Source organism: Pseudomonas asplenii (assembly GCF_001293465.1).
GTDB classification, from domain to species: domain Bacteria; phylum Pseudomonadota; class Gammaproteobacteria; order Pseudomonadales; family Pseudomonadaceae; genus Aquipseudomonas; species Aquipseudomonas fuscovaginae_B.
Genome location: NZ_JSYZ01000018.1, coordinates 126,172 through 152,703 on the forward strand (window position 1 = coordinate 126,172; position 26,532 = coordinate 152,703).

Annotated in this window: 26 protein-coding genes; 17 read left to right on the forward strand and 9 right to left on the reverse strand. The window is 66.2% G+C overall.

Annotation, left to right across the window (positions count from 1 at the left end):
* Nucleotides 1–7: 7 nt before the first annotated feature.
* Both PF66_RS22210 and PF66_RS22215 read left to right on the forward strand, forming a co-directional pair.
* Nucleotides 8–763 (forward strand): AraC family transcriptional regulator, encoded by a 756-nt coding sequence (locus PF66_RS22210; RefSeq protein WP_054063844.1) that lies wholly within the window; start codon nt 8–10, stop codon nt 761–763.
* Nucleotides 764–847: 84 nt separating this feature from the next.
* The gene (locus tag PF66_RS22215; RefSeq protein ID WP_054057669.1) at nt 848–1,816 is read left to right on the forward strand and encodes a hypothetical protein; all 969 of its coding nucleotides are present in this window, start codon (nt 848–850) and stop codon (nt 1,814–1,816) included.
* 5 nt (nt 1,817–1,821) lie between these two features.
* Here PF66_RS22215 and PF66_RS22220 read toward each other — a convergent pair whose 3' ends face one another.
* A complete protein-coding gene (locus PF66_RS22220) occupies nt 1,822–2,397 on the reverse strand; it encodes a hypothetical protein (RefSeq protein WP_054057665.1) in 576 nt (191 codons plus the stop codon).
* 190 nt (nt 2,398–2,587) lie between these two features.
* A complete protein-coding gene (locus tag PF66_RS22225; protein WP_054063845.1) occupies nt 2,588–3,580 on the reverse strand; it encodes a diaminopimelate epimerase in 993 nt (330 codons plus the stop codon).
* A 158-nt stretch (nt 3,581–3,738) separates the two neighbouring features.
* Between PF66_RS22225 and PF66_RS22230 the strand changes: the two genes are divergently transcribed.
* Nucleotides 3,739–4,386, forward strand: a complete 648-nt coding sequence (locus PF66_RS22230; protein WP_054063846.1) for a carboxymuconolactone decarboxylase family protein — start codon at nt 3,739–3,741, stop codon at nt 4,384–4,386.
* A 22-nt stretch (nt 4,387–4,408) separates the two neighbouring features.
* Here the strand turns inward: PF66_RS22230 and gudD are convergent, their stop codons facing one another.
* Together gudD and PF66_RS22240 are read right to left on the reverse strand one after the other, a co-directional pair.
* Nucleotides 4,409–5,761 (reverse strand): glucarate dehydratase, encoded by a 1,353-nt coding sequence (gene gudD / locus PF66_RS22235; protein ID WP_054063847.1) that lies wholly within the window; start codon nt 5,759–5,761, stop codon nt 4,409–4,411.
* Nucleotides 5,762–5,807: 46 nt separating this feature from the next.
* Nucleotides 5,808–7,163, reverse strand: a complete 1,356-nt coding sequence (locus PF66_RS22240; RefSeq protein WP_054061552.1) for an MFS transporter — start codon at nt 7,161–7,163, stop codon at nt 5,808–5,810.
* 350 nt (nt 7,164–7,513) lie between these two features.
* On the opposite strand from PF66_RS22240, the gene PF66_RS22245 reads away from it, so the two are divergent.
* Entirely contained in the window at nt 7,514–8,230 is a 717-nt protein-coding gene (locus PF66_RS22245; protein WP_054063848.1) for a FadR/GntR family transcriptional regulator, read from the forward strand.
* A 4-nt stretch (nt 8,231–8,234) separates the two neighbouring features.
* Here the strand turns inward: PF66_RS22245 and PF66_RS22250 are convergent, their stop codons facing one another.
* Complete coding sequence (locus PF66_RS22250; protein ID WP_054063849.1) at nt 8,235–8,681, reverse strand: winged helix-turn-helix transcriptional regulator; 447 nt, start codon at nt 8,679–8,681, stop codon at nt 8,235–8,237.
* A gap of 101 nt (nt 8,682–8,782) precedes the next feature.
* Here PF66_RS22250 and PF66_RS22255 point away from each other — a divergent pair, with 101 nt between their 5' ends.
* The gene (locus PF66_RS22255) at nt 8,783–9,985 is read left to right on the forward strand and encodes an MFS transporter (protein ID WP_054063850.1); all 1,203 of its coding nucleotides are present in this window, start codon (nt 8,783–8,785) and stop codon (nt 9,983–9,985) included.
* A gap of 2 nt (nt 9,986–9,987) precedes the next feature.
* On the opposite strand, the gene PF66_RS22260 is transcribed toward PF66_RS22255, so the two are convergent.
* Together PF66_RS22260 and PF66_RS22265 are read right to left on the reverse strand one after the other, a co-directional pair.
* Entirely contained in the window at nt 9,988–10,527 is a 540-nt protein-coding gene (locus PF66_RS22260) for a cytochrome b (RefSeq protein ID WP_054061563.1), read from the reverse strand.
* Complete coding sequence (locus PF66_RS22265; protein ID WP_054061564.1) at nt 10,524–11,603, reverse strand: catalase family peroxidase; 1,080 nt, start codon at nt 11,601–11,603, stop codon at nt 10,524–10,526. Before PF66_RS22265 ends, PF66_RS22260 begins: the two co-directional genes overlap by 4 nt.
* Before the next feature lie 185 nt (nt 11,604–11,788).
* Here PF66_RS22265 and PF66_RS22270 point away from each other — a divergent pair, with 185 nt between their 5' ends.
* Together PF66_RS22270 and PF66_RS22275 are read left to right on the forward strand one after the other, a co-directional pair.
* The gene (locus PF66_RS22270) at nt 11,789–12,295 is read left to right on the forward strand and encodes an RNA polymerase sigma factor (RefSeq protein WP_054063851.1); all 507 of its coding nucleotides are present in this window, start codon (nt 11,789–11,791) and stop codon (nt 12,293–12,295) included.
* A complete protein-coding gene (locus PF66_RS22275; protein WP_054063852.1) occupies nt 12,292–13,041 on the forward strand; it encodes an anti-sigma factor family protein in 750 nt (249 codons plus the stop codon). The genes PF66_RS22270 and PF66_RS22275 overlap by 4 nt, the downstream gene beginning before the upstream one ends.
* A gap of 168 nt (nt 13,042–13,209) precedes the next feature.
* Here the strand turns inward: PF66_RS22275 and PF66_RS22280 are convergent, their stop codons facing one another.
* The gene (locus PF66_RS22280; protein ID WP_054061314.1) at nt 13,210–14,046 is read right to left on the reverse strand and encodes an IclR family transcriptional regulator; all 837 of its coding nucleotides are present in this window, start codon (nt 14,044–14,046) and stop codon (nt 13,210–13,212) included.
* A 245-nt stretch (nt 14,047–14,291) separates the two neighbouring features.
* Here PF66_RS22280 and PF66_RS22285 point away from each other — a divergent pair, with 245 nt between their 5' ends.
* The 9 genes from PF66_RS22285 to PF66_RS22325 all read left to right on the forward strand — a co-directional run bounded on the left by PF66_RS22285 (nt 14,292) and on the right by PF66_RS22325 (nt 23,670).
* The gene (locus PF66_RS22285) at nt 14,292–15,320 is read left to right on the forward strand and encodes an ABC transporter ATP-binding protein (RefSeq protein ID WP_054063853.1); all 1,029 of its coding nucleotides are present in this window, start codon (nt 14,292–14,294) and stop codon (nt 15,318–15,320) included.
* Entirely contained in the window at nt 15,317–16,192 is an 876-nt protein-coding gene (locus tag PF66_RS22290) for an ABC transporter permease (protein WP_054061316.1), read from the forward strand. The genes PF66_RS22285 and PF66_RS22290 overlap by 4 nt, the downstream gene beginning before the upstream one ends.
* Nucleotides 16,193–16,987, forward strand: a complete 795-nt coding sequence (locus PF66_RS22295) for an ABC transporter permease (RefSeq protein ID WP_054063854.1) — start codon at nt 16,193–16,195, stop codon at nt 16,985–16,987.
* Between the two features lie 7 nt (nt 16,988–16,994).
* The gene (locus PF66_RS22300; RefSeq protein WP_054063855.1) at nt 16,995–17,285 is read left to right on the forward strand and encodes a (2Fe-2S)-binding protein; all 291 of its coding nucleotides are present in this window, start codon (nt 16,995–16,997) and stop codon (nt 17,283–17,285) included.
* Nucleotides 17,282–18,637, forward strand: coding sequence for an NAD(P)/FAD-dependent oxidoreductase (locus PF66_RS22305; protein WP_054063856.1), 1,356 nt, complete (start codon nt 17,282–17,284; stop codon nt 18,635–18,637). Before PF66_RS22300 ends, PF66_RS22305 begins: the two co-directional genes overlap by 4 nt.
* Nucleotides 18,634–19,749 (forward strand): NAD(P)/FAD-dependent oxidoreductase, encoded by a 1,116-nt coding sequence (locus PF66_RS22310; protein WP_054063857.1) that lies wholly within the window; start codon nt 18,634–18,636, stop codon nt 19,747–19,749. Before PF66_RS22305 ends, PF66_RS22310 begins: the two co-directional genes overlap by 4 nt.
* Before the next feature lie 33 nt (nt 19,750–19,782).
* The gene (locus tag PF66_RS22315; RefSeq protein WP_054057401.1) at nt 19,783–20,835 is read left to right on the forward strand and encodes an ABC transporter substrate-binding protein; all 1,053 of its coding nucleotides are present in this window, start codon (nt 19,783–19,785) and stop codon (nt 20,833–20,835) included.
* A gap of 319 nt (nt 20,836–21,154) precedes the next feature.
* The gene (gene zapE / locus PF66_RS22320) at nt 21,155–22,279 is read left to right on the forward strand and encodes a cell division protein ZapE (protein ID WP_054063858.1); all 1,125 of its coding nucleotides are present in this window, start codon (nt 21,155–21,157) and stop codon (nt 22,277–22,279) included.
* A gap of 83 nt (nt 22,280–22,362) precedes the next feature.
* Nucleotides 22,363–23,670: a leucine-rich repeat-containing protein kinase family protein gene (locus tag PF66_RS22325; RefSeq protein ID WP_054063946.1), complete on the forward strand. Its 1,308-nt coding sequence runs from the start codon at nt 22,363–22,365 to the stop codon at nt 23,668–23,670.
* A 123-nt stretch (nt 23,671–23,793) separates the two neighbouring features.
* Here PF66_RS22325 and PF66_RS22330 read toward each other — a convergent pair whose 3' ends face one another.
* Nucleotides 23,794–24,498, reverse strand: coding sequence for a YebC/PmpR family DNA-binding transcriptional regulator (locus PF66_RS22330; RefSeq protein WP_054057399.1), 705 nt, complete (start codon nt 24,496–24,498; stop codon nt 23,794–23,796).
* Nucleotides 24,499–24,714: 216 nt separating this feature from the next.
* Between PF66_RS22330 and PF66_RS22335 the strand changes: the two genes are divergently transcribed.
* On the forward strand, nt 24,715–26,520 hold the full coding sequence (locus tag PF66_RS22335; protein ID WP_054063859.1) for a type VI secretion system Vgr family protein: 1,806 nt from the start codon (nt 24,715–24,717) through the stop codon (nt 26,518–26,520).
* Nucleotides 26,521–26,532 lie beyond the last annotated feature (12 nt).

Below are 26,532 nucleotides of genomic sequence, written 5' to 3' on the forward strand. Positions count from 1 at the left end.
CATCCCCATGCTCAATAGCCCACTCGCCCTGTACGACCACCTGCCCCGGGCGGTGATCGCCATCGGCACCGACTACCCCCGGGGCCACCTGCTGGCCCGCCATCAGCACCGGCGAGCGCAATTGCTCTACGGCGCCAGCGGGGTGATGCATGTGCTGACCGACGACGGCAACTGGATCGTGCCACCGCAGCGGGCGGTCTGGATTCCTCCGCAGGTGCCGCACCAGGTGCTGATGCTCGGCGTCAGCACCCGCAGCCTGTACATCGAGCCCGCTGCGGTCGCGACGATGAGTGCCAGTTGCCAGGTGCTGGAGGTCTCGCCGCTGCTGCGCCAACTGCTGCTGGCCGCCGTCGAGATGCCGGTGGAGTACGCCGAACAGGGCCGCGACGGGGCCCTGGTCAGCCTGTTGCTGCATGAACTGGCCGCCGCCGGCAGCCTGCCGCTGCATATCCCCCTGCCCCAGGACCCGCGCCTGCTGCCGCTGTGCCAGGCCTTCGTCGAACAGCCGGATATCCGCCAGTCGCCCGAGGCCTGGGCGGCGCGGTTGCATATGAGCCTGCGCAGTTTCGGCCGGCTGTTCCACGGCCAGACCGCCCTGAGCTTTTCCCAGTGGCGCCAGCGGGTCTGCGTGGTCCTGGCCCTGGCGCGACTGGCCGAAGGTGAAGCGGTGACGCGCATTGCCCTGGATTTCGGCTACCAGAGCCCGGCAGCGTTCTCGACCATGTTTCGTCGCACCCTGGGCCGGGCGCCCACCGACTACTGAAACGGCAACGGGCACGACCGACACGTACACGACGCCAGAATGCCTGTGATATTAATGACCTACCGCGCCGCCGATGGACCGAGCATGAAATTCGACAAAGCCTACTGCGTCAGCCTCGACGAGAAACTGACAATCTACGATGTCCGCGACCTGAACTTCGACGAGACCGTACCCTTCGATTCGGACACGGAAATCTTCCAGTGCCCCAACGATGCCTGCCGCAACGCCTTCGACCGCAGTAACCACCTGACCACCTTCAATGCCCGTCGGGTCCGCTTCAAGCGCACCCCGCACTTCAAGAACACGCCCAGTACCCGGCACCTGGCGGACTGCCCCTACCTCAGCCCGGAAACCGCACCCGACCTGCTCGACCCGGACCAGGCGCCGGACGGGATCGAAGGCGAGCAGAATTTCCCGGTGGAGTTGCTGCTGAGCCGTCGCGTCTACACCCGCAAGCCCACCACGCCAGCCGACTCCGCCCACCCGGAGCCGAAGGAGGCAACCCGCCCGGCGGGCGACAGCAGCGCCACCAGCACGCCCAGGGCGACACCGAATCGCACCAGCGTGTTCGCCCACCCGGTGGAATGCTTCGTCTCCAACTTCGCCAACAAGGATCTGCTCAAGCGCATGCCGCTGACCATTGGCGAGCTGAGCCTGAACTACAACGCCTTCTTCAAGCGGGTCGAGTACTGCCAGGATCGCAAGGGGCTGATCTACTGGGGCAGGATCAAGGAGATCAAGGACTACAGGAGCAGCTTCAGCGTGGTCTTCGACAAGCCGGTCTGGGCCGACCGCAAGCGCTATTCGGTGAACGTCTACCTGAGCAAGAGCCTGATCGAAAACTACCGCCAGCGCACGGCGTTCCTCGAGGAGATCAAGAGCGTGATCGACCAGGCCGATGACCTGTACTGCTTTTTCTACGGGGTGACGCCGGAGCTGAAACAGGTGCCGAGCAAGAAGAACCCGGAGCAGACCTTCAGCGTGTTCAGCTGTGAAATCGAGAACCTGGATCACTTCCTGATTCGCGAAGCGTCAGCCCTCGATACGCCTTGACCGGATCACTCGGCCGCCGTGGCCCGGGTGACCGTGGCACCGGCCCACTGGTAGGTCTTGTGGGCCGCGCAACGGCTGTCGCTGGCCTTGGAGCGGTCGAAGATGAACTCGAAGGTCACCGCCCCCTGGTAGTCGGTGCGCACGATGCGGTTGACGTCCAGCAGATGCCAGTTGCCGTCCTGCTTGAGCGAATCCGGCGAGTGATAGACGTCGTTGCCCCTGACCACGCCCTGGCGATTGAGCGTGTCCAGATGGAAATTGATATTGGCCTTGTTGCCGCCGCCCTCGCCCCCGCTGCGCACGATGCGGTATCTCACCGTACTGACATCGAAATAGGCCGAACTGCCGGCGGAGGCGAAGGCCACCCTGGCCTCCAGCTCGCCCCGGAAACGCCCGACAGAGCAGGAGAAATAGTCGGTGCGGGTCCCGCCCAGCATCTCCGCCGGACTCGGCTCGACACCGTCGGGGGCGGTGGAGGACGCCGCCAGTTGCTCGCCGTTCGCCTGCCCACCCTGGGCCACCGCCGCAAACATCAGCCCCGCACACAACAACGTACCGCATAAACCTCTGAGCGCTTTCATCGCAAATTCCATTTGATCGGGTTGAGAATCCGGGCCCGTTCTTGTGACCCGGTCCGGGAACGGCCGTTATCGGCCGGCGATCCCGTCGATTCATCAAGCCAAAAAGCGCCCGGGGCGGACAAGGGTGCAACGCCCCGGTGGCGAGAGAGGGGAATCCGAACAACACGTCAGCGGTGTTTGGTCGGGACGATCAGACCTGGCGCCGGGCCGTGCCGAACAGGTGCACGCCCTGCAGTTCGCCGCCCTGTTCCAGCAGGCGGATCGGCGCGGTACCGCCCGGCATTTCGACCCGGACCTCGCCCGCGGCGACCCAACCGACCCGCCAGGCCGCACAGGCCACCGCACTGGCGCTGGTGCCCGAGGACGCGGTCGGCCCCTCGCCGCGCTCGAACACCCGCGCCTGCAGGTGCCCCGGCGCCACGAGCATCGCCCACTGCAGGTTGACCCCGGCCGGGCACGGCTCGCCCGCCCCCACCGGTGGCGCAAAGGCAATCGCGGTCAAGCCCTGCTCCAGCGCCGCCTCCAGCATCTGTGGGTTGCTCGGCAATGCCGAGAGCTGCTCCACCAGGGTCACGCAATGGGGATTGCCGACCCGCACGAACTGGCTGCGCTGCCAGGCCTCGTTCAAGCGCGCCAGGGGCGCGACATGGCTCAGCTGACGGCCATTCAACCCGGCCTCCCCGGTGCCGCAGGCAGCGACTGCCGCGGGGCCGAATTCCGGTTTGCCCAGCGCCAGCCAGAAGCCCGACTGGCCCTCCACCTGCGCCGGTTCCACCGCCGTCGCGACAGGAGACGAACCGCCCGGCTGATCGTGATGGACCCGCAACAGGCTGCTGCCTTCGGCCGCCAGCAGACCCTGCTCGCTCAATGCCTGGGAAAAGATCGTCAGGCCGTTGCCACTGCGCTCGGCCAGGGTGCCGTCGGTATTGACGATCAGCAGATCGAACGGCGCCGCGCACTGGAACGGCCCGACCAGCAAACCGTCGGAGCGATGGTGCTTGCCTCCCCGTCCCGGCTCCTGCCCCGCCCAGCCGCACAGCGCTTGCACCGCCGCAACCGACCAGTCGCGCCGATGCAACGCCGCCCGGGCGGCATCCGCCGGTACGTCGAGCCCCAGTGCGCGCAACTCCTCAGGGCTCGCCACCGCATAGATGTTCCCGCGTGCATCATAAAACGTCGCCATGGTCCCGCTCCGGCAAAACCCTCACTTTAGCCGCGATCCCCGTGGGGAAAAACACCCGGGCGTTAGCATTTTCCAGCGGATTGGCTAGGCTGCCAGCTGTCGATGTCCTGCTGTCGTCGACGCGCGAAGGATTCCCCGGATCGCCAATAGGAGACAGCATGAACGACAAAGCCCCCATGGCCGAGCTCTACTGCGAAGGCCGCAAGCAATTCATCGACCTGGTGCCCAACGGCGGCGCCCGCCTGGATGCGCTGTTCCACACCACGCCCGCTCTCGGCGAGCTGGCGGTCGGCGTGGTCTACGGCCACCTGCACCAGCGCCCCGGCCTCGATCCCCGACTGCGGGAGGCCGCGACCTTCGCCGCCATCGTCGCGGCGGGGATGGTCGGCCCGCCCCTGAGTGTACACTTCAAGACCGGCCTGGCCTCGGGGCTGGCCCCGGGCGAATACACCGAACTGCTGTTGCAGGCCTCGGCCTTCACCGGCTTTCCCAGGGCCGTGGCCACCGCCGACCGGCTCAACCAGCTGTTCGCCGAGGAAGGCATGACTTCACCACCCGCGCCGGCGCCACGCGCGGTGGTGCTGGAATTCTGCGACGCGGTGCGGGACAACCGCGAGCACTTTCCGGTCTCGCCACAGATACGCGCGCTACTGCGCCCGCCCCACCAGTTGCAGGTCACCGCCACGGCGGCGGACCAGGTGCTGGTGGAGAGTTATCAGAAAGGTCATCCGTTGCCGAGGGGGCTCTTGCTGGTGCGCGTCGACGGCGAGCGGATCGTCGCCGTGACGCTGTTCGACCCCGTATAGGGGCCTGTGTGGCCACTAGCAGTCAGCGCACCAGGCAGGGACGCTTGTTGTCGAACGACCAGCCGGGGATCAGGCACTGCATGGCCACGCTGTCGTCCCGGGCGCCAAGGCCCATGTGGCGGTAACACTCATGGGCGCGGGCCACCGCGTCCATGTCCAGCTCGATCCCCAACCCCGGCTTCTGCGGCACCTGGATGAAGCCGTCGACGATCTGCAACGGCTCGCGGGTCAGGCCCTGGCCGTCCTGCCAGATCCAGTGGGTGTCGATGGCGGTGATCTCGCCCGGCGCCGCCGCGGCGACATGGGTGAACATCGCCAGGGAAATGTCGAAGTGGTTGTTGGAGTGCGAGCCCCAGGTCAGGCCCCACTCATGACACATCTGTGCGACCCGTACCGAGCCCTGCAGGGTCCAGAAATGCGGGTCGGCCAGCGGGATGTCGACGGCGTGCAACTGGATCGCATGGCCCATTTCCCGCCAGTCGGTGGCGATCATGTTGGTCGCCGTCGGCAGGCCGGTGGCCCGGCGGAACTCGGCCATGACTTCGCGCCCCGAATAGCCGTTTTCCGCACCGCAAGGGTCCTCGGCATAGGCCAGTACCCGATGCTGGTCGCGACACAGGGCAATCGCCTCCCTGAGCGACCAGGCGCCATTCGGATCGAGGGTGATGCGGGCCTCGGGGAAGCGCTCGGCCAGGGCCGTCACCGCTTCCATCTCGCGAGCGCCCTCGAGCACGCCGCCCTTGAGCTTGAAGTCGTTGAAACCGTAGCGCGCCTGGGCAGCCTCGGCCAGGCGGACGATCGCCTCCGGGGTCATCGCCTGCTCGTGGCGCAGGCGGAACCAGGCGTCCTCGGCCTCGGCCTCATTGCGGTAGGCCAGGTTGGTGCGCTGCCGGTCGCCGATGTAGAACAGGTAGCCGAGCACCTTGACCGCTTCCCGCTGCTGCCCCTCGCCGAGCAGCGCCGCCACCGGTACGCCGAGGAACTGGCCGAGCAGGTCGAGCAGCGCCGCCTCCAGGGCGGTGACCGCATGGATGGTGATGCGCAGGTCGAAGGTCTGCAGCCCGCGGCCACCGGCATCACGCTCGGCAAAAGTCTGGCGGACCTGGTTGAGCAGCTTCTGGTAGTTGCCGATGGACTGGCCCAGCAGCAGGCCGCGGGCGTCCTCCAGGGTCGCGCGGATCCGCTCGCCGCCGGGCACCTCGCCGACGCCGGTGCGGCCGCTGCTGTCGGTGATGATGACGAGATTGCGGGTGAAGAACGGGCCGTGGGCGCCACTGAGGTTGAGCAGCATGCTGTCGTGGCCGGCCACCGGGATGACCTGGAAGCCGCTGATGACCGGGGTCTGGCCGGCAGTGCCGAGCATCTGTGCATTCATGATGGGTACCTGTCTGGCGAAACTGTCGTTTCGAAAAAAGTGTCGTTCAGTGAGATTCGTTCAGAGCCGGGCCGATGCTGCCCGGCACGCCCTGCCCGGGTTTGGGCCGAGTGCGGGCAAAGAACACCAGGATCGCCGCGATCACCGAGGTCGCCGCCAGGCCGTAGAGGCCGCCCTGGATCGAACCTGTGTTCTGCTCCAGCAGGCCGAAGGTGGCCGGTGCGACGAAGCCGCCGAGGTTGCCGGTGGAATTGATCAGGGCAATCACCGCCGCCGCGATCCGCGCATCCAGGTAGGCCTGGGGGATCGGCCAGAACAGCGACGAGGCGGACTTGAAGCCGATGGCGGCGAAACACACCGCGACGAAGGCGAACACCGGCCCGCCGGTGGTCGACATGAACATCCCGGCCGCCGCCACCAGCAGCGCCGTGGCAACCCAGGCCTGCTGGTGCTTCCACTTGCCCGAGGCCGCCGCGAAGGCATACATGGCGATGATCGAGATCAGCCACGGAATGGAGTTGAGCAGCCCCACCTGCAAATCGCTGAGCGCACCCATTTTCTTGATGATGCTCGGCAGCCAGAAGGTCGCCGCGTAAATGGTCAGTTGAATGCAGAAGTACAGCAGGCAGAACAGCAGGATCTGCCGGTCCTTGAGCAGGCTCCAGGTCGACGGCCTGATCGGCATCGACGCCTCGCGGGCCCGCTGCTCCTCGTCGATCGCCTGCACCAGCGCCTCCTGCTCGGCACGGCCCAGCCATCTGGCGTCGCGTGGCGCGGAGTCGAGCCAGAACCAGGTGAAACCACAGAGCACCACCGAGGCCATTCCCTCGATGATGAACATCCACTGCCAGCCGTGCCAGCCCAGGCCTTCGATCTGCAGCAGGGCGCCGGACAGCGGACCGGAGATCAGCGAGGCCAGCGCCGAGCCGCTGAGAAAGATTGCGATGGCCTTGCCCCGCTCCACCCCCGGCAGCCAGCGGGTGAAGTAGTAGATCACCCCGGGAAAGAACCCGGCCTCGGCGATCCCGAGCAGGAAACGCAGGATGTAGAAATGGGTTTCGTTCTGGACGAAGGCCATGGCCGTGGCGACCACGCCCCAGCTGAACATGATGCGGGTCAGCCAGAGCCGTGCGCCGACCTTCTGCAGGAGCAGGTTGGAAGGCACCTCGAACAGCGCGTAACCGATGAAGAACAGCCCGGCACCGAAGCCATAGGCGGCGGCACCGATGCCCAGGTCATGCTCCAGATGCGTGCGCACGAAGCCGATGTTGACCCGGTCGATGTAGTTGACGATGAACATGATGACGAACAGCGGCAGGACATGGCGCTTGACCTTCGCCACGGCGACGGCCAGCAGTGAATCGTGTGCCGCTGACGCGGACGGATCGAGGGTGTGGTTCACGACGGTCTCCCACGGATTATTGTTGTGTGCGGGGTGCTGGCCAACTCAAGCCAGTCGACAGTCATCATACGAGTAGAAAAATCTGCTAACAAGCACTTCGATGTTGTGGCACGCCCTCAACGCTCAGGAAAACGCTCGGAATAAAAATCTAATTAGTTGTTTTATAACAACTAATTTCCAATAAATATATTTTCTCTGGTGAGCCTTTTCATTTGAACCGGACGGGACTGACCCGGCCTTCACGGGAAAAACACCTGAAAAACTGAACTTGTCATACATGTATCGCCCCCACTCACACCACTTGTCGTACGAGTGTTAAGCTTTCCCCCTCACACCCCCACGATACGACCATGAGCACTGACAGCGATCTCCCCACCGCGCGCCGCAAGCGCACGCCCAACCTGGCCACCGACCTGGTCAATCACCTGACTCAGCGGATACGCCTGGGCGAGTTGAAACCGGGCGAAAAGCTGCCGTCGGAAAGCGCGATCATTCGCGAGCACAAGGTCAGTCGCACAGTGGTGCGCGAGGCGATCTCCAAGCTGCAGGCCGCGGGCTGGGTCGAGACCCACCACGGCGTCGGCAGTTTCGTGCTGGAACGCGAGGAGGGCCACGGCCTGCGCCTGAGCGCCGACACGGCCATGAGCGTGCGGGGCCTTCTCGAATTGCGCCTGGGCCTGGAAACCCAGGCCGTCGCCCTGGCGGCCCGCCGACGCACCGATGAACAGCTGCGGCAGATGCGCGCGGCGCTGGACGAGTACCAGAGCCTGCTGGCCAACAACGACAGTTGCGTACCCGCCGACCAGCGCTTCCACCTGCTGATCGCCGAAGCCACCGGCAACCCGTATTTCGTCGAGATCCTGCTGCATCTGGGCAACTCGATGATCCCGCGGACCCGGGTGCACGCAGCCGAACGCGGCAATGCCGACCTGCAGGCCCTGGGCCGCTTGGCCAATCAGGAACACGAGGCGATTCTCGCCGCGATTCGCCGCCAGGATGCCGATGCGGCACGGGCGGCGATGTGGACGCACCTGAGCAACAGCCAGGAGCGTTTCGCCGGCGATTAGACGGTCAGACGGCCGGGATTCGCCGGCAGTCGTCCGGCCCGAGCAGGCGACCGTCCTCGGCGCGCAGTTCCAGCGGCCTGAGCGGCAACCCCTGCTCGCGGTCGACCATGACCGAGTGCGGCTCCTGCGGCCCATAGCAATGCGCCTCGCCCCACTGGCGCAAACCGATGATCAGGTTGAACAGACCCCGGCCCTTTTCCGTCAACACGTACTCCTGGTACGCGCTGCCATCCGACGCCGGAACGATGTCCAGCACCCCCTGCCCGACCAGGCTCTTCAAGCGCGTGGCAAGAATGTTGCGCGCCAGCCCGAGGTTGCGCTGAAACTCGCCGAAGCGGCGAAGGCCGTCGAACGCATCCCGAATGATCAGCAACGACCAGCCATCGCCAATGGCCGCCACCGAGCGGGCCACCGGGCATTCGGCGGCTTCCAGGCTGGAACGTTTGACCATGGCAAGGGACTCCGGCAGAAAAATGTGGTTGCAATGTAAAACCAGCCTCTCTAGGGTACAAGTAGTTTTAAATTGAAACCACCTACTCGAGGAGCCTTGCCATGACGCTTGAAGCCCCGGCCAGCACCGATATCGCGCAGACCGGCAGCCGACTGTCCAGGGTCACAGTGCTGCTGTTCGCCGTCGCCTGCGGACTGTCGGTAGGCAATGTGTACTACGCCCAGCCCCTGCTGGATGCCATGGCCGATACCTTCGCCATGGATCACGCCACGGTCGGCATCGTGGTCAGCCTGAGCCAGGTCGGCTACGGCCTGGGCCTGCTGTTGCTGGTGCCACTGGGCGACCTGTTGAACCGCCGACGGCTGATCGTCGGCCAGATGCTGCTGTCGGTGCTGGCCCTGCTGCTCGCGGCCCTGGCCCCCGACAGTGCCTGGCTGTTGCTGGGCATGAGCCTGATCGGCCTGCTGGCGGTGGTGACCCAGACCCTGGTGGCCTATGCGGCACAACTGGCGGCGCCAGGCGAGCGCGGCCAGGTCGTCGGCAGCGTCACCAGTGGCATCGTCGTCGGCCTGCTGCTGGCCCGCACCGTCGCCGGGGGCATGGCCGACCTGGCCGGCTGGCGTTCGGTCTACCTGTTGTCGGCGCTGCTGACCCTGCTGATGGCCGTGGCACTCTGGCAGGTGCTGCCCCGGCATGAGCCACCCAAGCCGCGCCAGGGCTACGGCGCGCTGATCGTCTCGCTGCTCGGGCTGTTCCGCGAGGAAAAGGTCCTGCGCGACCGGGCGGTGCTGGCCATGCTGATCTTTGCCGCCGGAACCGTGCTGTGGACTCCGTTGGTACTGCCCCTGAGTGCACCGCCGCTATCGTTATCGCATACCGGGATCGGCCTGTTCGGCCTGGCCGGTGCGGCCAGCGCGCTGGGGGCGGCGCGCGCCGGGCATTGGGCGGATCGTGGCCGGGCGCAGTGGGTCAGCGGCCTGGCGCTGACGATGATGCTGCTGTCCTGGTTGCCGATCGCCTTTACCCAATCGTCGCTCTGGGCCCTGCTGCTCGGCGTAGTCACCCTCGACCTGGGCCTGCAGGCGGTGCATGTGACCAGCCAGGCGCTGATCTACAGCGTCCGACCCCAGGCGCAGAGTCGGCTGGCGGCGGGCTACATGCTGTTCTATTCGGTGGGAAGTGCCAGCGGTGCCGTGGGGGCCACGGCGATGTATGCCTGGGGCGGGTGGCTGGGCGTCTGCCTGTTGGGGGCCGCGATCAGTGCCACGGCCCTGGTGTATTGGGGGTGGTCCGTGAGGGGGTGAACTCAGTCCTTGCCCCGCAGCATGCTCTCCAGTACCCCATCCCGGCGGATCCAGCCATGGAACAGTGCCGCCGCCAGGTGCATCAGCACCGTCAGGAACAGCAGGTAGGCCAGGTAGCCGTGGGCCTTGCGCAACCAGGCAAAGGTCGCGGCATCCGCCGACAACAGTGCCGGCAGGCGGATCGAACTGCTCAGCATCACCGGATCACCCGCCGCGCCAATCATCGCCCAGCCCAGCAACGGCAGCACCAGCATCAGCGCATACAGCAGCACATGGGAGAGCTTCGCCGCCAGCACCTGCCAACCCGGCAGATCCGCCGGCAGCGCCGGCTGCCGCGTGCCGAAGCGCACGGCAAGCCGTACGATCGCCAGTACCAGGATCGCAATCCCCAACGGCTTGTGCAGGTGGATCAGCCACTCGTGCCGTGCCGACACCGAGGCCACCATCCCGGCGCCGATGAACAGCATCGCCAGGATCATCAGCGCCATCAGCCAGTGCAGCAGGCGCGCCAGGGGAACGAAATGTTTCAACGGGGCGCTCATGGACGGGACTCCTGTTGGGCGTGAGTGGCGGGCAACTGGCCGACTTCGCTGGTGCGACGCAGGTAGGAACTGGAATACGCCGCCGAACGCGCCGCCAGCAGCGGGTCGGCCGAGGCCTCGATACCGCTGGGCAGGACCAGCGGGTCGTAGTTGATGTCACGGCAATCGCCGCTGTCCTGCGGTTGCGTGCTCTCCAGCACCAGGGTGCCGGCGTTGAGCACCTTGTGCTCGCCGGTCCAGGCCTTGCTCGCATCGTCGATCGGGTCGCCGGGGTTGGCCAGGGTGATGCGCAGCTCCCATTTCAGCGGACCGGCCGCCAGACGCTGTACCAGATCCTTTTCCAGGAAGTCGGCAGCGGCCGGCGCCACCGCGCCGGGGGTGTCCTGACTCAACGGCACATAGCCCCAGCGTACCGCCTGGCGCTGGCCCGCGGCATTGACCAGGTAGAAGGCGTTCAGCGCGTTGTAACTCTCGGTGGCATAGCTGGCCGAAGGCTTGGCGGTCTTGACCCATTGCAGGAACGGACCGGTTTCCGGATGCGCGGCAAAGAACGCCGCCAGCGCCGCCGGGTTCGGCTTGCCGGTCGCCGGGTCCGGCGCGGAAGCCTTGAGCTGCTCGTAGAAGGCTTGCGGCGTACTCACCGGGAATACCGGCATGCTGTTCATCCCGCTGCGCCATTGCTGGCCGTTGGCGAGAATGAAGCGCAGCCCCAGGCTGCGGATCGGCACGCTGCTGTCCGCGGCGTAGGGGTTGCCCCCCGGCAGGGCGAAACGCCCTTCCACCGGCACGCTGCCTTCGGCGAAGACCTTGGCGATGGAGTACGGACGGGCTTCAGCGCTGCTTTCGAAGTAGCCCGCGACGCAGACGCCCTTGGCGTGGTTGCGCCGCAGCCCCGGATAGTGGCCGCTGTTGTTCTCCAGCGTATCGACGATGCGCGCGGGCGTCAGGCGTTGCGGATCGAGCCGGCCACCGACATAGCCGAGGGCGCCGGCCAGCGCCGCCACGACCACGGCGATACCGGCCAGACGCAAGACCTTGCTCGTACCGCTCAGTGGCGGCGGGGTGTGATCTACCATGAAAAACTCCAGGGCCCTGGGCGGCCACACGGTTGGGGAGCGAGTAGGACGCAGGTCGTCAGGGGTTATTCCCGGGCGCCGATAATTTATTTCGATCAATATTTTTCCGCTGGCTGGAATAACCTTCAGGCACGGACGTCTTCCTGCATCCAGCGTAGTGACTGACCAGAACCCTGCAGGTTTCCATGAACGATCTCGACGAACAGCTACGTGAACTGATCCCGCGCATGCGGCGCTTCGCCGTGTCCCTGACCGGCAACCCGAGCAGCGCCGACGACCTGGTCCAGGCCAGCCTGGAGCGGGCCCTGTCCAGCTGGGGCAGGAAACGCCCGGACGGCGACCTGCGCGCCTGGCTGTTCTCGATCCTCTACCGGCAGTTCCTCGACGCCCACCGGCGCCAGCGCCGTTATGCGCGAATGCTGGAATTCTTCACCGGCCGCGACGACAGCGAACCTTCGGCGGAACGCACGGTGATGGCACAATCGACCCTGGCCTCCTTCGAACGCCTGTCGGTGGAGCAGCGTGCACTGCTGCTCTGGGTCTCGGTGGAGGGCTTGAGCTACAAGGAAGTCGCCGAGATCCTCGACGTGCCCATCGGCACCGTGATGTCGCGTCTGTCCCGCGCCCGCCAGGCGCTGCGCCAGCTCAGCGACGGCGAAATCGCCAGCCCTTCCCTGCGGGTACTCAAATGATCAGCATGCCTCCCAGCGAACGCGACCTGCACGCCTATGTCGACCATCAGCTCAGCGATGCCGACCGGCAACGGATGGACACCTACCTCGCCAGCCACCCGGACCTGGCCCGCCAGGTCCGCGACTGGCAGCGCGATGCCCAGCACCTGCGCGCCGCCCTGGGGGCGACCCTGCGGATGCCGGCCAACCCCGACCTGGACCCGGTCGCCATCCGCCAGCGCCGCCGTGACCGCTCCCGGCGCCACCTGGCCAGCGCCGCGGTGCTGCTGATCGCGGTGAGCCTCGGTGGCGTGAGTGGCTGGCAGGCCCGCCAACTGACCTTGCCGACCCCGTTGCCCATGGCCGACGCGATGCAGGCCTACCGGATGTTCGCCACCCAGGACATCCTGCCGGCGGACTTCAAGGTCGACGGCAACGGCGACCTGCAGGGCTGGCTCGACCGCTACTTCAGCCGAGCCAATCGCCTGCCGAACCTGGCCGACGCCGGATTCAAGCCGGTCAGCGCACGGCTGCTGAGCACCGAGCAGGGCGCGGCGGCGATGGTCCTCTACCAAGACCCGCAAGGCCGGCGGATCACCTACTACATGCGCCCGCCAGGGCCGCAGAATCACCTGCTCGAACGGGGTCACCGCCGGGACGGCGAATTGCAGGCCGAGTACTGGTCCGGACCCGGCTACAACTACGCCATGGTGGCACCGGCCGATACGCCGGTGGCACAGGTGTTGCGGCAGGCCACGCCGTTCTAGAAAGTCGTGCTCCGGGGTGAACCGTTCGCGGATAAATCCTGCTCCCACAGGGCCAGCGTCTTTCGCAGGATTCATGCACGGCGCAAGCACTTGTGGGAGCCGGATTCACCGATGCGTCGGACCGCCGCGAAACGCTCTTGAAGTCAGCACAGAAACCAGCGGAAGCCGCTATTCCGGGGTACCGAAAATCTGCGAAGGCCTGCGCAACAGCGGGTCGAACGGATTGATCCGCGGTCCGATCGCCGCCGCCTCGCGCTTGAGCAGCTCCACCACCGTCGGCAAACGGTCCGGCCCGAGACGGTCGCTGATGGTCGCCACGCTCAACGCCGCGACCGCCCGCCCATCGCGATCGAGAATCGGCACCGCCACCCCCGCCATGCCCTGCAAGACACCGGTGTTGCGCCCGGCATAGCCGAGCTTGCGCACGCTCTCGACTTCCGAGCGCAGGAACACTTCGTCGTACAGGTGAAAATCCCGCAGCCGCGGCAGGTTGTAGCGGATCACCGTTTCCCGCTCGTCTTCCGGCAGGAACGCCAGGATCGCCAGGCTGCCCTGCCCCACGCCCAGGGCCACCCGGCCACCGATGTCGCCGGTGAAGGTACGGATCGGGAACGGCCCCTCGCTGCGATCCAGGCAGATCGCATCGAAACCGCTGCGCGCCAGCAGGAACAGCGAATCGCCGAGCGAAGCGGACAGCCGCAACAGCGCCGGGCGCACCAGTTCGCGCAGGTTGCCACTGCGCCCGGCACGGGCCGCCAGGGCAAAGAACTCCAGGCTCAGGCGATAGCGCTTGCTGCGCGCGTCCTGCTCGACCATGCCCTCGTCCATCAGGCTGCGCAGCAGCCGATGGGTGGTCGGCTGGGACAGGCCGATGCGTTCGGCCAGTTGCGTGACCCGCTCGCCCTCTTCCGGCGAGTCACCCAGGCTGCGCAACACCGCAAACAGTCGGGAGACCGCACCGACTCCGACTTCATTCGATTTTTCATTCCGATCAGTGGAATTCATATGGATATTTCTCACCTAAAAATCTACTGAATGAATGAAACTGAAAATAGTCATTCTTTCAGTGAAATTCACTCTTTCCCACATCCTAGGCTTCGTCCTACTCTGCGTCCACAAGGGGCGATTCGAACAACATCGGTAGCCGACAGACGTCGAGCACCACGCACCCACGCAATGCCCTTTCGTCTCTGCCCATGACAAGAAACGTGCGCCTCGCCGCGCACACCAACCAAAGGTGGAACGCAGTTATGGCCTTTCTACGACTTGAAGGCGTTTGCAAGCGCTATGGCGCCCTCGAAGCGGTGGTCGCCACCAACCTGGCGGTGGAAAAGGGCGAGTTCGTCTCGCTGCTGGGCCCCTCCGGTTGCGGCAAGACCACGACCTTGCAGATGGTCGCCGGCTTCGTCGAGGTCAGCGCCGGGCGGATCCTGCTCGACGACCGCGACATCACCCATGCCAAGCCCAGCAGCCGCGGCCTGGGCGTGGTGTTCCAGAGCTATGCGCTGTTTCCCCACATGACCGTCCAGGACAACGTCGCCTTCGGCCTGCGCATGCGCAAGGTAGCGGCCGCCGACGTGCAACGGCGAGTGGCGACGGTGCTGCAACTGGTGCGCCTTCACCGGCATGCCGAACGCTACCCCCGCGAGTTGTCCGGCGGCCAACGCCAGCGCGTCGCCCTGGCCCGCGCACTGGTGATCGAACCGCCGGTGCTGTTGCTCGACGAACCCCTGTCGAACCTCGACGCCAACCTGCGCGAGGAAATGCAGTTCGAGATTCGCCGTATCCAGCGCGAGGTCGGTATCACCACCCTGATGGTCACCCACGATCAGGCCGAGGCGCTGTCGATCAGCGACCGCGTGGTGGTGATGCAGGCCGGCCGTATCACCCAGGTCGACGAGCCCTACCGCCTCTATGAACACCCGCGTACCCGCTTCATCTCCGGCTTCGTCGGCAAGGCCAACCTGTTGCCGGGCGACCGTGACGCCAGCGGCTGTCCGCAGGTCCGGCAACTATCCGGAGAAGGCACGCTGACCCTCAGCCTGCGGCCGGAAAAGATCGACCTGCTGGCCGCCGGCTGCGGACGCCTGCAGGGGCGGATCCGCACGCGCTTTTTCCTTGGCAGCCAGTGGCTGTACCGGGTCGAGACCGCCCTGGGCGAGCTCAGCGTGGTTCGCCGCAACGACGGCTCGCCCCCCCTGGAGGAAGGCGGCCCGGTCGGCCTGGATTGGCCCGGCGAACTGCTGCGGGTCCTGGACACCGACGAGGTGTCGGCATGAGCCTGCTGGCGCGGATGCGCCAGGGCCGGCATGGCTACCTGCTGTCGGCACCGGCCCTGGCCCTGTATGTCGGCCTGCTGGTTCTGCCGCTGGGATTGACCGCCGTGCTGTCGCTCAACGTCTTCGACTACCAGAGCGGCGTGCGCAGCGACGCCTACACCCTGGAGCACTACGGCGCGCTGTTCAGCGATCCCTACTTCTACGAGATCTTCCTGCGCACCTTCTGGATCAGCGGCCTGACCACCCTGCTCTGCGTGCTGATCGGCGTCCCCGAAGCCTACATCCTCAGCCGCATGGGCCGTCCGTGGCGCTCGATCTTCCTGATCCTGATCCTCACGCCACTGCTGATCTCGGTGGTGGTGCGGGCCTTCGGCTGGAGCCTGCTGCTGGGCGCCGACGGCCTGGTCAACCAGAGCCTGCAGGCCATTGGCCTGGCCCCGATGAAGCTGCTCTACACGCCGTTCGCGGTGGTGATCGCGCTGGTCCATGTGATGCTGCCGTTCATGATCATCCCGGTCTGGACCTCGTTGCAGAAGCTCGACCCGTCCGCCGAACAGGCCGCGCTGTCCCTCGGCGCCAGCCACGCCAAGGTGATGCGCCTGGTGGTGCTGCCGCAGGTCATGCCCGGCGTGCTGTCCGGCACGCTGATCGTGTTCGGCCTGTCCGCCAGCTCCTTCGCGATTCCCGGCCTGCTCGGCGGACGTCGGCTGAAGATGGTCGCGACGCTGGTCTACGACCAGTACCTGTCGGAACTCAACTGGCCGATGGGCGCGGCGATCGCGGTGACGCTGCTGCTGCTCAACCTGCTGATCATGCTGTCGTGGAACCGCATGATCGAACGTCGCTACAAGAAATCCCTGGGGGCCGCGTAAATGTCCAGAAACGGCCCGTTGGCCCTGCTGTTCCACAGCCTGATCGTGGTGTTCATGCTCGCTCCGCTGGTGGTGGTGTGCCTGGTGGCCTTCACCCCGGAAAACACCCTGAGCCTGCCAACCACGGATTTTTCCCTGCGCTGGTTCCGCGCCGTGTTCGAGCGTGCGGACTTCGTCCAGGCGTTCTACAACAGCCTGCTGCTGGCCTTCAGCGCCGCCAGCCTGGCGACGGTGATCGCGGTGCCGGCCGCCCTGGCGATGACCCGTCATCAGTTCCCCGGGCGGGACTTTCTCAATGGCCTGTTGCTCTCGCCGATCATCATTCCGCACCTGGTGCTCGGCGTGGCGCTGCTGCGGCTGTTCGCCCTGATGGGGGTCAATGGCAGCTTCAGCTGGCTGATCCTGGCCCACGTGCTGGTGATCACCCCCTATGTGCTGCGCCTGGTGCTGGCCGCCGCCATCGGCCTGGACCGCAGCGCCGAGCAGGCCGCCGAATCCCTCGGTGCCGGGCGCTTCACGCTGTTTCGCCAGATCACCCTGCCGATGATCCTGCCCGGCGTCGCCGGCGGCTGGCTGCTGGCGTTCATCAACAGTTTCGACGAGGTGACCCTGTCGATCTTCGTCACCTCCCCTGCGACCCAGACCCTGCCGGTGCGCATGTACGTGTACGCCACCGAATCCATCGACCCGATGATGGCGGCGGTGTCGGCCCTGGTGATCGCGCTCACGGCATTGACGATGATTCTGCTCGACCGGGTCTACGGCCTCGATCGGGTCCTGGTAGGCAAACAATGAGGCCGCTATGGCGCTGCTGAAACGACTGGCCGAGGCACAACGCCCGGCCCTGGACTTCACCCTCGACGGCCAGCCGGCCCGCGGCCTGCAGGGCGATACCCTGCTGACCGCGCTGCTCACCGCCGGCGAGCACCTGCGCCACAGCGACTTCGGCGGCGAACCCCGGGCCGGCTTCTGCCTGATGGGCGCCTGCCAGGACTGCTGGGTCAGGCTGGCCGATGGGCGCCGGGTCCGCGCCTGCTCGACGATGCTCGAAGCCGGGCAACAGGTGAATCGCGAAGGGAGGTCGAAAGCATGAAACCCGTGCTGATCGTCGGTGCCGGTCCGGCCGGGATTCGCGCCGCCCAGACCCTGGTCGAACATGGCCTGCGACCGATTCTGCTGGATGAATCGCCACGGGGTGGCGGGCAGATCTACCGGCGCCAGCCGGAAAACTTCCGCCGTTCGCCCGCACAACTGTATGGCTTCGAGGCCGGCAAGGCCGAAGCCATCCACCAGGCCCTCGATGAGCTGCGCGAACAGCTCGACTATCGCCCCGACACCCTGGTGTGGAACGCCGAACACGGCGGTCTCGACACGCTGCACCAAGGCCGCGCCGAACACCTCGAATACGCGGCGGTGATCGTTGCCACCGGTGCCACCGACCGCGTGCTGCCGGCACCCGGCTGGACCTTGCCGGGCGTCTACAGCCTGGGCGCGGCGCAGATCGCCCTGAAATTCCAGGGCTGCGCCATCGGCGAACGGGTGGTCTTCGCCGGCAGCGGCCCCCTGCTCTACCTGGTGGCCTATCAATACGCCAAGGCCGGGGCGAAGGTCGTCGCGGTGCTCGACAGCTCACCCTTCGCCGCACAATGCCAGGCCCTGCCGGGGCTGCTCAGGCAACCACTGACCCTCGCCAAGGGCCTGTACTACCGGAGCTGGCTGAGCGCCCACGGCATTGCCGTGCACCAGGCCGCGCAACTGCAACGGATCGATGGCGAACAGCGGGTAGGCGGGCTGAGCTGGCGCCAGGGCGAGCAGTCGCACGCCCTCGACTGCGACGCCGTGGCCTTCGCCCATGGCCTGCGCAGCGAAACCCAACTGGCCGACCTGCTGGGGTGCCAGTTCAGTTGGAACCCCCTGAACCGCAGTTGGCTGCCGGAACGCGACCTCGCCGGGCGCAGCAGCGTGGCCGGGATCTACCTGGCTGGCGACGGTGCCGGCATCATGGGCGCCGACGCCGCGGAAATCGCCGGCGAACGGGCCGCCCTGGCACTGCTGGAAGACCAGGGCTACAGCGTCGACCCCGACCGTACCGCCGACCTGGAAAACCGCCTGGAACGCATCGGCCAGTTCCGTACAGGCCTGGAGAATGCCTTCCCCTTTCCCGAACACTGGGCCCGCCAGGCGCCGGACGAGCTGATGCTCTGCCGCTGCGAGGAAGTGCGGGTCGGCGAGGTGCGCACGGTGGTTCGCGAAGGGCACTGGGAGATCAACCGGGTCAAGGCCCACTGCCGGGTCGGCATGGGCCGCTGCCAGGGCCGCATCTGCGGTGCGGCGGCGGCGGAGATCATTGCCTGCGAGAGCGGCCGGCCCCTGGAGGCCATCGGCCGTCTGCGGGCCCAGGCACCGATCAAGCCACTGCCGTTCGGGCTGGAGGTGGCGCCATGATCGAAGTCGAGGTGGCCATCCTGGGCGGTGGTATCGTCGGTTCCTCGGCCGCGCTGGCGCTCAGGCGCCAGGGGCGCAGCGTGGCCCTGCTGGAGCGGGATTTCTGCGGCAGTCATTCCAGCGGCGTGAACTATGGCGGGGTACGTCGCCAGGGCCGCCCGCTGTCGCAGTTGCCCTTGTCCCAGCGCGCCCACGAGATCTGGAGCCGCCTGCCCGAACTGATCGGCATCGATGGCGAATACCAGCGCTCCGGCCATCTCAAGCTGGCCCGCAGCACGGCCGACCTGGCCGCCCTGCAGGCCTACGCCGACAGCAGCCAGGGTTTCGGCCTCGACCTGCAGATACTCGATCGTGCGCAACTGCATCGGCGTTTTCCCTGGGTCGGGCAGATCGCCGAGGGCGCCTCGTTCTGCCCCGACGACGGTCACGCCAACCCGCGCCTGGTGTCGCCGGCCTTCGCCCGGGCCGCACGCCAGCTCGGGGCGACCGTGCTGGAGCAGAGCGAGGTCAGCCGGGTCGAACACGATGGCCGGCGCTTTATCCTGCACACCGGCCATGGCCAGGAAATCCGCTGCGCCTGGCTGCTCAACTGCGCCGGCGCCTGGGCCGGCAGCCTCGCCGCGCAGTTTGGCGAGCCGGTGCCGATTCACGCCGGCCACCCGGCCATGCTGGTGACCGAACCGTTGCCGCTGGTGATGGATGCCAGCACCGGCGTCGAGGGTGGCGGCATCTATGCCCGCCAGGTCAGCCGCGGCAACTGCGTGCTGGGCGGCGGCCAGGGTTTTGCCCTCGACAGCGCCCGGGCCCGACCGGGCCAGCAGGCGGTCCTGGAAATACTCCGCCAGGCCGTCGAACTCTACCCGTTTCTCGAAGGTGCCCAGGCGATCCGCACCTGGAGCGGCACCGAGGGCTACCTGCCCGATCGCCAGCCGGTGATCGGCCCGAGTTCGACCCAGCCCGGTCTGCTGCACGCCTTCGGTTTTGCCGGGGCGGGCTTCCAGATCGGCCCGGCGGTGGGCGAAGTGCTCGCCGAACTGGTCTGCCAGGGCCAGTCCTCGACGCCGATCGAGGCCTTTTCCATCCACCGTTTCCACGCCATTCCCGCCGCTTGAGCGGGCCGTCAGAACCCAGAGGAAGATCGCGCCATGAACCATGCCCCACGTAATGCCCTGATCGGTTTGTCCTGCCTGCCGCTCGCCGCCCTGCTCCTCGCCACGCCGGCCCAGGCGGAGCCGACGCTATACCTGGGCATGAACGGCGGGACCATGGAACGGCTGTACGCCGACAAGGTACTGCCGCCCTTCGAAAAGGCCAACAACGTCAAGGTGGTGATCGTGCCCGGCACCTCCGCCGACATCCTCGCCAAGGTCCAGGCGAGCAAGGACAACCCGCAACTGCACGTGATCTTTCTCGATGACGGGATCATGTACCGGGCGATCTCCATGGGCCTGTGCAGCAAGCTGCAGGACAACCCGACCCTGGCGCAGATTCCGGCCAAGGGCCGGATCAAGGACGAAGCGGTGGCGGTCAGCCTGGGCGTGACGGGGCTGGCCTACAACACCCGCCTGTTCAAGGCAAAGGGCTGGGCCGCCCCCACCTCGTGGATGGACATGGCCGACAGCAGATACAAGGACAAGCTGGTGTTCCAGTCGATGTCCTCCTCGACGTTCGGCCTGCACGGTTTCCTGATGTTCAACCGGCTCCAGGGCGGCAACGAGACCAATGTCGACCCGGGCTTCAAGGCCTGGCCGACGAGCGTGGGGCGCAACGTGCTGGAGTACATTCCCAGCTCGGCCAAGCTGTCGGAGATGGTCCAGACCGACGAGGCCGCGCTGTTCCCGCTGACGCCGACCCAGGTCACCGCGCTCAAGCTCAAGGGCATCCCGGTGGAGTACGCGCAGCCCAAGGAAGGCGCGGTGGTGCTGAACGTCGCCGAATGTGCGATTGCCAACAACAACCAGCCGGAGCTGGCGCAGAAGCTCGCCGAGTTCCTGCTGACGCCCGAGGCCCAGGCGGCGGCGCTGGAGGATGGCGACCAGATCCCGTCCAACCCCAATACCCCGACCAGCGAGCGCACCCGTGGCCAGGTCGAGGCGATGAAGCAGTACCTGGAAACCGCCGTGGCGATCGACTGGGATCAGGTCAACCTGCTGCGTCCGGAGTGGAACGCCCGCTGGAACCGCAGCATCGAACGCTAGAATCGTCGGGGCCCGCCGATGCCGCCCCGGCAGGTCGGGGATGCCGGGGCGGGCAATATCGTGCCGGGCCCCGCGTTCACCGCGTAACGTGCAGAACAAACGAGATAGCCATATGCCGGCGCTGTTTTTCGCGCGCGCCGGCACAGGGCATTCGTCGCCCCGGCAGCCATTCCCTTTAGAGATTGCTGGCCGCCTCATTTTCTATTGGTAGAATCGCGGCAGTCCCCGGCAACATGGCACTGCACCACCCAAGTTGCAGCGTTGCCCGGGAGACCAGCACCGCAACGCTCGGAATCTTCACGCAAGGGGACTTTCTCCGTTGGCCGCCACACCCCCTCACCGCCCAGGCAGCAAATCACGCTGGCCGGCACTGCGCCGTCTCTTCGGCAAGACGGCGTCGGGCAAGGCTGGCGTTGCCAAGCCACACCACGATGTCCATGAATACTTCCGGCGCAAGGCCAGCCACCAGGGCTATACCCTGAGCCACAGCCAGCAGCGGGTCATCGAACGCATGGCGCAACAGGCCACGACCCTGCTACAGGGGGCCCCCTCGCAGTTGCGCAGCCTGTACCTGCACGGTGCCGTTGGCCGGGGCAAGAGTTGGCTGCTGGACGGTTTTTTCCAGGCAGTGCCGGTCGCCGAGAAACAGCGGCTGCACTTCCATGATTTCTTCGCCCGCCTGCACCAGGGCATGTTCAGCCATCGCGAAAACCCGGATGCCCTGGGCGCCACCCTGGATGACCTGCTCGTCGACTGCCGACTGCTGTGCTTCGACGAGTTCCATGTCCATGACATCGGCGACGCCATGCTGATCACCCGGCTGTTCAAGGCCCTGTTCCAACGCCAGGTGCTGCTGGTGGTGACGTCCAATTACCCGCCCGAGGGGCTGCTGCCCAATCCGCTCTATCACGCGCGGTTCAAGCCGGTCATCGACCTGATCAACGCACGCATGGAGGTGATGGAGGTTGGCGGCCCCCACGACTATCGCAGCCAGTCGCGCAGCCACACGCAGCAGCAGTTCACCCATGGCCAGTACATCTGGCCCGGCAGCGCCGAGCAGCGCCAGGCTTTGTGCTTGCCGGAACGGGGTGTGCCGGCCAGCCCGCTGACGGTCGGTGCGCGGCAACTCAAGGTGCGCCAGACCCACGACCGCTGCGTGCGCTTCGAGTTTGCCGACCTGTGCGAAGAGCCGACAGCGGTGATGGACTATCTGGAACTGTGCCGACGTTTCGACAACTGGATCATCGACGAACTGCCCAGCCTGGAAGACTGCCCGATCGCCAGCCAGCAACGCTTCATCAACCTGATCGACGTGCTCTACGACCAGGACAAGCGCCTGCAACTGATCGGCGCCCGGCCCCTGCGCGACAGCCTGGGTGGCAACGCCATCGACCTGGCGCGCACCCGCAGCCGACTGGGGCAACTGGTGGAAGTCGGCCCCTGAGCGCGACAACGAGCAAGGTCGCGCCCGGACGGCTATGATGGCGGCCTTTTTCGATGATCGTGACCCGTACGGAACGCCCGCTCATGCACACCCTTGATCAACTGCGCGCCGGCCAATTGGCCGGTATCCGGCGACTCGACCTGTCCTGCGGGCTGACCGAGTTTCCCCGGGAGATCTTCCAGCTGGCCGACTCCCTGGAAATTCTCAACCTGAGCGGCAACCGCCTGAGCAGCCTGCCGGACGACCTGCATCGCCTGCCGCACCTGCGTATCCTGTTCTGTTCCGACAACCTGTTCACTGAACTGCCCGGTTGCCTGGGCCAATGCGCCCAACTGAGCATGGTCGCGTTCAAGGCCAACCGGATCGAACACGTGCCGGCGGCGGCGTTGCCGCCGTTGCTGCGCTGGCTGATCCTGACCGACAACCGCATCGCCGAACTGCCCGACGAGCTGGGACGCCGCCCTCGGTTGCAGAAGCTCATGCTCGCCGGCAACCGGCTGCGACAACTGCCGGCCACCCTGGCCGACTGCCACAACCTGGAACTGATCCGGATCGCCGCCAACCAGCTGGACGAGTTGCCGCCATGGCTGCTGACCCTGCCGAGCCTGGCCTGGATCGCCTATGCCGGCAATCCGCGCCTCGACCACACCGGCGAGGTACTGGCCGGTGATACCACGCCGAATATCGACTGGGCGCAACTGCAGCTCGAACAGCGGCTGGGCGAAGGCGCCTCGGGGGTGATCAGCCAGGCCCTGTGGAACCGTCCTTCGGCTGCGGCCAAGGCGGTGGCGGTCAAGCTGTACAAGGGCAGCATGACCAGCGACGGCTCGCCCCTGAATGAAATGAACGCCTGTATCGCCGCCGGCCTGCACCCCAACCTGATCCGGGTCGAAGGCCGCATCAGCGGTCATCCCGATGAGCAGGCCGGGCTGGTGATGGAACTGATCGATCCACGGTTCGCCAACCTCGCCGCCCTGCCCAGCCTCGACTCATGCAGCCGCGACGTGTATCGCGACGACACCCGCTTCAGTCCCGCGCAGGCGCTGCGCATGGCGCGCGGCATAGCCTCGGTGGGTGCACACCTGCATCGCCTGGGGCTGTGCCATGGCGACCTGTATGGACACAACATCCTCTACAACAGCGACGGCGATTGCCTGCTGGGGGATTTTGGCGCAGCGTCGTTCCATTCGCCGACCGATAGCCTGGAAAGCCGTGCGTTGCAGCGGATCGAGGTGCGGGCGTTCGGGATTCTGCTGGGGGAATTGCTGGAACGGGTCGACGGGGATTTCGAATCTGGAGTGTTGGAATCACTGCAGGGTCTGCAAGAGCGTTGCATTCAGCCGGATGTCTTGGCGCGGCCGGGTTTCGAAGAGATTTGCGCGCAGCTCTAAGTAGTGCGGGCCCCTGGCGCGGATAAATCCTGCTCCCACAAGCTTTGCGGCGTCCACAAGATTTGTGGTCACCGCGATACAGGGTGGGAGCAGGATTTATCCGCGAACGGGCCGCAACAGGAATCAGCCCGCCAGGCCGACGAACATGTCCTGCACGTCGTCATGGTTGTCCAGGCCTTCGAGGAAGGCTTCGACTTCAGCCATCTGCTCGTCGCTCAGGCCGCTGACCGGGTTCTTCGGCTGGTAGCCCAGCTTCGCCGACAGCACGGTGAAACCCTGCTCCGGCAAGGCCTTCTGCACCGCGTCGAGGTCGGTGGTCTCGGTGATGAACAGGGTCGCGCCGTCTTCACCCGGCTCGAAATCCTGGGCGCCGGCTTCGATGGCCGCCACTTCCGGATCGGCGTCCGGGCTGTCCGGCGAAGCCTCGATCAGGCCGACGTGGTTGAAATCCCAGGACACCGAACCGGAAGCACCCAGTTGGCCCTTGCGGAACGCCACGCGGATTTCCGCCACGGTGCGGTTAACGTTGTCGGTGACGCACTCGACGATCAGCGGCACCTGGTGCGGAGCAAACCCTTCATAGGTCACACGGTGGTACTGCACGGTTTCGCCCAGTTGGCCGGAACCTTTCTTGATGGCGCGCTCCAGGGTGTCGCGAGGCATCGAGGCCTTCTTCGCCTGCTCGACCACCAGGCGCAGGTGCGCGTTGGTGGCAACGTCCGCACCATTGCGCGCAGCGATGGTGATTTCCTTGACCAGCTTGCCGAACAGCTTGCCCTTGGCGTTGGCTGCCGCCTCTTTGTGTTTAACCTTCCACTGTGCGCCCATTACTCACTCTCTCGATCAATGGCGTCGTGACATTTATTGGCCGACGCTTTGCGCGCAGTTTATACGGCAAAAAGTCACGGATCGACCAAAACCTGACAATCGCTACGACTCTGCGCAGATGATCGTAGGCAATTTCCCAAAAGCTGTTTTGCTGGGTCCCGATATCTCCGTCATTTCGTACCCTCTGCCACAACGTCCCCGACAAAAAGAGATGAAATGGCTCAGGACAAGGCACGACAGATCTCACTGGTAGTCGCTTCCCTTCCCGCCCCTCTGCAGGTGATTCGCTTCAGTGGGCACGAAGCCCTGAACCAGCCCTATCGCTTCGACATCGAGCTGCTGGGCGATGACCCCGAGCGGGACCTGCAGACCTTGCTGCATCAACCGGCGTTCCTCGGTTTCGGCCAGCCAGGGGCAGGTATCCATGGGCTGATCCATGAAATCGGCAGTTGCTACCTCAGCGCCAGCCGCTGCCACTACCAGGTGGTGCTGGGGCCACGCCTGGCGTTGCTCGAAAACAGCGCCAGGCGTCGGGTGTTCCATGACCTGAGTGTCCCCGAGATCCTCGCGCGACTGCTCGACAGCCATGGCCTGAAACCCGTCGACTATCGCCTCGAACTCGGCCAGGGGACCTACCCGCCCCGCCCGTATTGCCAGCAGCATGAGCAGGACGACCTGCAGTGGCTGAACCGGCTCTGCGAGGAAGAAGGTATCCACTATCACTTCGAGCACAGCCCCCGGCAGCATGTCGTGGTCTTCGCCGAGGATCCCCAGGCCTTCCCCGAACGGCCGGGCCTGCTGCGCTACAGCGAAACGCCGTTCAATGGCCAGCCGGCGGTCCACCGGTTGCATGAGCGGCATGCGATGCCTCGTCCGCTCGACAGCCGGCGATCGCCCGGGAGCGGCTGCTCGCCCTGGCCGTCCCCGGTCTGCCACGGGCCATCGGACCCTCATGGCGCAGCCAACCAGGCCGGGCCCTACGGCCTGCACTCGACGCCCGGCGATCCACGGCAGCGCCACGAACGGCAATGCAGCCGTCGCGCCCTGGAACGCCTGCGCTGTGACAGCCGACTGATCCAGGGCAGCAGCGACCTGGGCGAACTGCACAGCGCCGATGTGCGCCATCTGGGCAACCATCCCCGCCAGGCATTCAACGACCAGTGGCTGATCACCGAAGTCCGGCACTGGGGTGAACAACACGTCGACGGCGAGCTGCCCCAGACCCTCCCACACGACGCAGGCCTCGGCCCCCCTGGCTATCGCAACCACTTTCGGGCGATCCCCTGGGCCACCCCCTTCCGCCCGCCTCTGCGCCAGCCCCGCCTGCAACCACGGGGCTACCAGTTGGGAACCGTCCTCGGCCCCGCGGGACAGTCGGCCCGGCCCGATGCCCAGGGACGGCTGCATGTGCAGTTGCAGGATGCCCTGCACGCGCCGGACGCCGCTCCCGGCTGCTGGATTCCTCTCGGGGTCGCCGAAGGCAGGGCCCCGATGGTAGGCAGCCAGGTGCTGATCGGGTGTGTCGACCACGACCCCGAACAGTTGGTGATCTGCGGTTTCCTGAGCGATCGGCAGCCGAAACTCCAGGCGCCGCCCGAACCGCGGAGCGAGGACGAAATGCCCGGGGAAATCTACCTCTACGAACAGCCACGGCAGCCCGGCACCTGCCTGGGCAACAGCGTCTGGTACATCGTGCGCATGCCGCGGCCCGGGCTCGGGGAACTGGCACGCCTGAACCGCGAAGACATCCTGCTCGAAGGCAGCAGCGATGCCCGCGGCATGGCCATGCTGAGCCCTTGCCAGCGACATCGGCTGGCACTGGAACTGGCCGACACGCCGGAACAGCTCTGGCTGCTCTACCCCGGCCAGTGCCTGGCCGTGCACGAATACCTGCGCCAGCACTGGAGCCCCGCGCAGCGCCGGGCGTTTCTCCAGGCAAGCCTGAACAGCCTCTCCGGCAGTTGTGGGGCAGAACTGAACAGCGTCTACGAATGGCTGATCAGGCCCTCGGCACCGGACTGAAGAGTCGAACCG